This window comes from Streptomyces sp. NPDC054840 (assembly GCF_053611065.1).
This window is the reverse complement of the sequence record NZ_JBSGZP010000731.1, coordinates 1-3,504: the sequence shown is the minus strand read 5'-3', so window position 1 is coordinate 3,504 and position 3,504 is coordinate 1. Positions and strand designations below refer to the sequence as shown.

Annotated in this window: 3 protein-coding genes; 1 reads left to right on the top strand and 2 read right to left on the bottom strand. The window is 73.6% G+C overall.

The window, feature by feature from the left end; translation table 11 throughout:
- The first annotated feature begins 142 nt into the window (after positions 1 to 142).
- Positions 143 to 1,018, top strand: a complete 876-nt coding sequence (locus ACWGIU_RS33055) for an alpha/beta fold hydrolase (RefSeq protein ID WP_453711795.1) — start codon at positions 143 to 145, stop codon at positions 1,016 to 1,018.
- Positions 1,019 to 1,408: 390 nt separating this feature from the next.
- Here ACWGIU_RS33055 and ACWGIU_RS33050 read toward each other — a convergent pair whose 3' ends face one another.
- Positions 1,409 to 2,281 carry a cellulose-binding protein gene (locus tag ACWGIU_RS33050; RefSeq protein WP_453711794.1) on the bottom strand — a complete coding sequence of 291 codons (873 nt, stop codon included), beginning with the start codon at positions 2,279 to 2,281 and terminating at the stop codon, positions 1,409 to 1,411.
- A 131-nt stretch (positions 2,282 to 2,412) separates the two neighbouring features.
- Positions 2,413 to 3,504 (bottom strand): SUKH-4 family immunity protein (locus tag ACWGIU_RS33045; RefSeq protein ID WP_453711793.1); only part of this gene is annotated, 1,092 nt, incomplete at its 5' end.

Here is a 3,504-nt window from a genome sequence, read left to right as displayed (position 1 = left end):
CCTCGGTGTTGAGGAGGTCCAGCGCGAGGGGCTCACCGGTGAGCGGGAAGGTCACTGTCACCCAACTAATGCTACTCCAAACCCTTGACCCATTAGCGATCACCGACAAGACTAATGGGAACAAGGACGTAGGAGGCATGTGATGACCGCTCGCCGTACCATTCCCACCATCCGGCACCGCACCGTCGACGTGGATGGCGTCCGCGTCGCCTACCGCGAGAGCGGCCCCGCCGACGGCCCCGTACTGCTGCTCCTGCACGGGTTTCCCACCGCCTCGCACCAGTTCGCCCGCCTGATGGACGCCCTCGGCGACACCGCGTACCGGCTGATCGCCCCGGACTACCCCGGCTTCGGCCGCACCGAGGCGCCGGCCGGGTTCACGTACACCTTCGACCGGCTCGCCGACATCGTGGAGGGCTTCAGCGAGACCCTCGGACTGGACCGCTTCGCCCTGTACGTCTTCGACTTCGGCGCCCCGGTCGGACTGCGGCTCGCCGCGCGGCGGCCGGAGCGGGTGACCGGCCTGATCGTCCAGAACGGCAACGCCTACGAGGAGGGCCTCTCGGACGCGGCCCGCGAGTTCGCCGGACTCCGGCGCGAGGTCCCCGGCAACGAGGAGCGCGTCCGGGGGCTCTTCACCCTGGAGGGCACCCGCTTCCAGTACGAGACCGGCGTCGCCGACACCGGACTCCTCTCCCCCGACAGCTGGACCCTCGACGTGCACCACCTCGGCCTGCCGGGGCGCGCCGACGCCCAGGCCGACCTCGCCTTCGACTACGCCTCGAACTTCGCCCACTATCCGGCCTGGCAGGCCTGGCTCCGCGCCGCCCGGATCCCGGTGCTGGTCGCCTGGGGCGCGGGCGACCCCTTCTTCACCCCGGAGGGCGCCAAGGCCTACCTCCGGGACGCCCCGGACGCCGAGGTCCACATCTTCGAGGGCGCGGGCCACTTCGCCCTGGAGACCCACCTCGCTCAGATCGCCCCGCTGATCGAGGACTTCCTCAACGAACTCTCCTGACGCAAAGGAAGTTTCACGGATCCCCGGCATCGCGGACGCGACGTGCAACGTGATGTGCCGGCCCGGCAGCGGCCCGTACGCGACCGCACCGCCAGGTCGCCATGAGCCATACGGTCCCGGACGACACCACCCCACCCCGCACCCGCCGCCCCGCACCTGCGCCCCGCCACGCCTCCGGGCACCGAGCCGGCACGGAGCCGGGGCGGAGCGCACGGAGCCCGCGCGGACTCTAGTGCTGTGACCGGAAAGGTTCACCGGGTCACGACGCCCGGCACGGCACCTCGCCGCGTTGTCGGACCGCACAAGTACGTCCAGTACGAGCCGCGGCCCTCCGCCTTGCGATGCACCACACCGGACGCCGCAACCCGGCAACCCTTCCCGGCCACAGCACTAGCCCTCCGCCGGAGCCCGACCCGTCAGGGCAGCCAGGCTGGACCGGACATGGTTCATGTGCGCCCTCATCTCCTCCGCCGCTTCCCCGTGCTCCCGCAGGATCCCCCGCGTCTCGCGCTCGATCCGCTCCTCCGCCACCCGCGCCTGCGCGAGCAGCTCGGCCGCCCGGGCCTCCGCGTCCTCCTGCCCGTGCCGCGCCGACTCCTCCGCCTCGGCGAAATCGCGCCGCGCCTCCGCCAGGCGGGCCTCGACGCACCGCTCCAGCTCCGCCTGGCGCGCCTCCAGGTCCGCCTCCCGCGCCGCCAGCTCCCGTTCCGAGGCCTCCCGGCGCTCCGCCTGATCCTGCTCGCGCTCCGCCCGCTCCGCCTCCGCCCGCCGCCGCGTCTCCGCCAGTTCGGCCGACGCCTGCGCCCGCCACGCCGCCGCGTCCTCCCGCGCCCCCGCCCGCACGTCGTCCGCCTCGCGCTGTGCCCGCAACAGCCCTTGCCGGGCCCGGACCTCCGTCTGCTCGCGCACCGCCTCCGCGTCGCCCCGCGCGAGCTCCGCCGCCCGGTCGGCGCGCGCCTCGGCCGCGCCCAGCGTCGCCGAGGCGTCCACCCGCGCGTCCGTCAGCACGGCGTCCGCCTCTTCCTCCGCCAGCAGCAGGATCCGGCGGGCCCGCTCGCTCAGCTCGTCGTACGTCTGCGGAGCCAGCGCGGAGACCGCCTCCCGCAGCCGCGCCGCCTCCGCCTCCATCTGCTTGGCCAGGACCGTCAGCCGTGCCACCCGCTCCCAGGCCTCGTCCCGGCTCCCGGAGAGCCGGGCGAGATACCGGTCGACCTCGTCCATGCGGTAGCCACGACCGCGCACGGTCGCCATCGGTGCACTCATCCTGGATGCGCCTCTCTCGCGGGGATTCCCGTCAAGGATGCGCCATTTGATCCCAGAAGCCGGAATGGCCGGGCCGAGACCCTGTTCGAAGGTCCCGACCCGGCCATCCAGCCGATCACACGGTCACACGGTCAGAGCAGTCCGTCCCACATCTGCTCCAGCAGCACCGACCACCAGCTCTCCGGCGAGGACAGCGCCGCGCTGTCGAGCCCCGCCAGATTCGCCTGGAAATCGACCGTCCAGCGCCCCGCCTGCTCGGGCGTCAGATGCTGGCGCAGCCGCCACATGTGACCCAGCATCGCGAGAGACCGTACGAACTGCGGCAGGCTCGAATTCACGAACTGCGGCGGTACGGGAGCACCTCCCGGGCCGCCTTCCACCGGCACCGCCACGATGTGCGCGGTCCCGTACTGCACGCACAGCGCCTTGCCGAAGTCGCTGCCGACGACGAGGTACGAGCCCGCGTCCGAGGCCGGCTGGACCTGCCGCTGCTGGGCCAGCTCGGCCAGGGTCGGCACCGGCTGGCCCGGCACCGCCTGCGCCCAGAAGAACGGCCCGAAATCGACCGGAAGGCCGGACCACATCAGCGTCTGCGCCACGATCTCGGGCACGCCCTGACGGGACACCGCCCGCTGGTCGAAGCGGAACACGCCCTGCGGACCGAACGCGGCCGTCAGCTCCTGCGCGATCGCCTCCAGCGGGATCGCCGGCTGCAGCGGCACCTGCGGCAGCGGCGCACGGACCGGCGCGGGGCGCGCCGGACCGTCCGCCACCTGGTGCAGTTCGCCCTGGTGGGTGAGCAGGTGCCGCATGCCCTGCTGACGGCCCGCGTGGTCCTGGCCGTACGGGGCCACGCTCGTGATCCGCACCTGCGGCCAGGTCTCCCGGATCATCCGGGCGCAGTAGCCGCCGGGCAGCTCGCAGGACTCCAGCTCGGTGTGCAGCTCCAGCACCTGCTGCGGCGGCACGTTCATGGCGCGCAGCTCGTAGAGGATCTGCCACTCCGGGTGCGGGGTACCGGGCGCCGAGCGGCGGATGAGCTGCTGCTCCGAGCCGTCGGGCGCGCGGTAGCGGAGCACGGCCTGGTAACCGGGGCCGACGGTGGGCGCACCGGTCGGGGCCGGGGGCTGCCCGCCGGGCGCGCCGGGGGTACCGGGCGCGCCGGGCGGCGGGCCGGGGGGACCCGGCGTCCGGCCCATGGCGGGGCCGGCCCGCATCGTGGC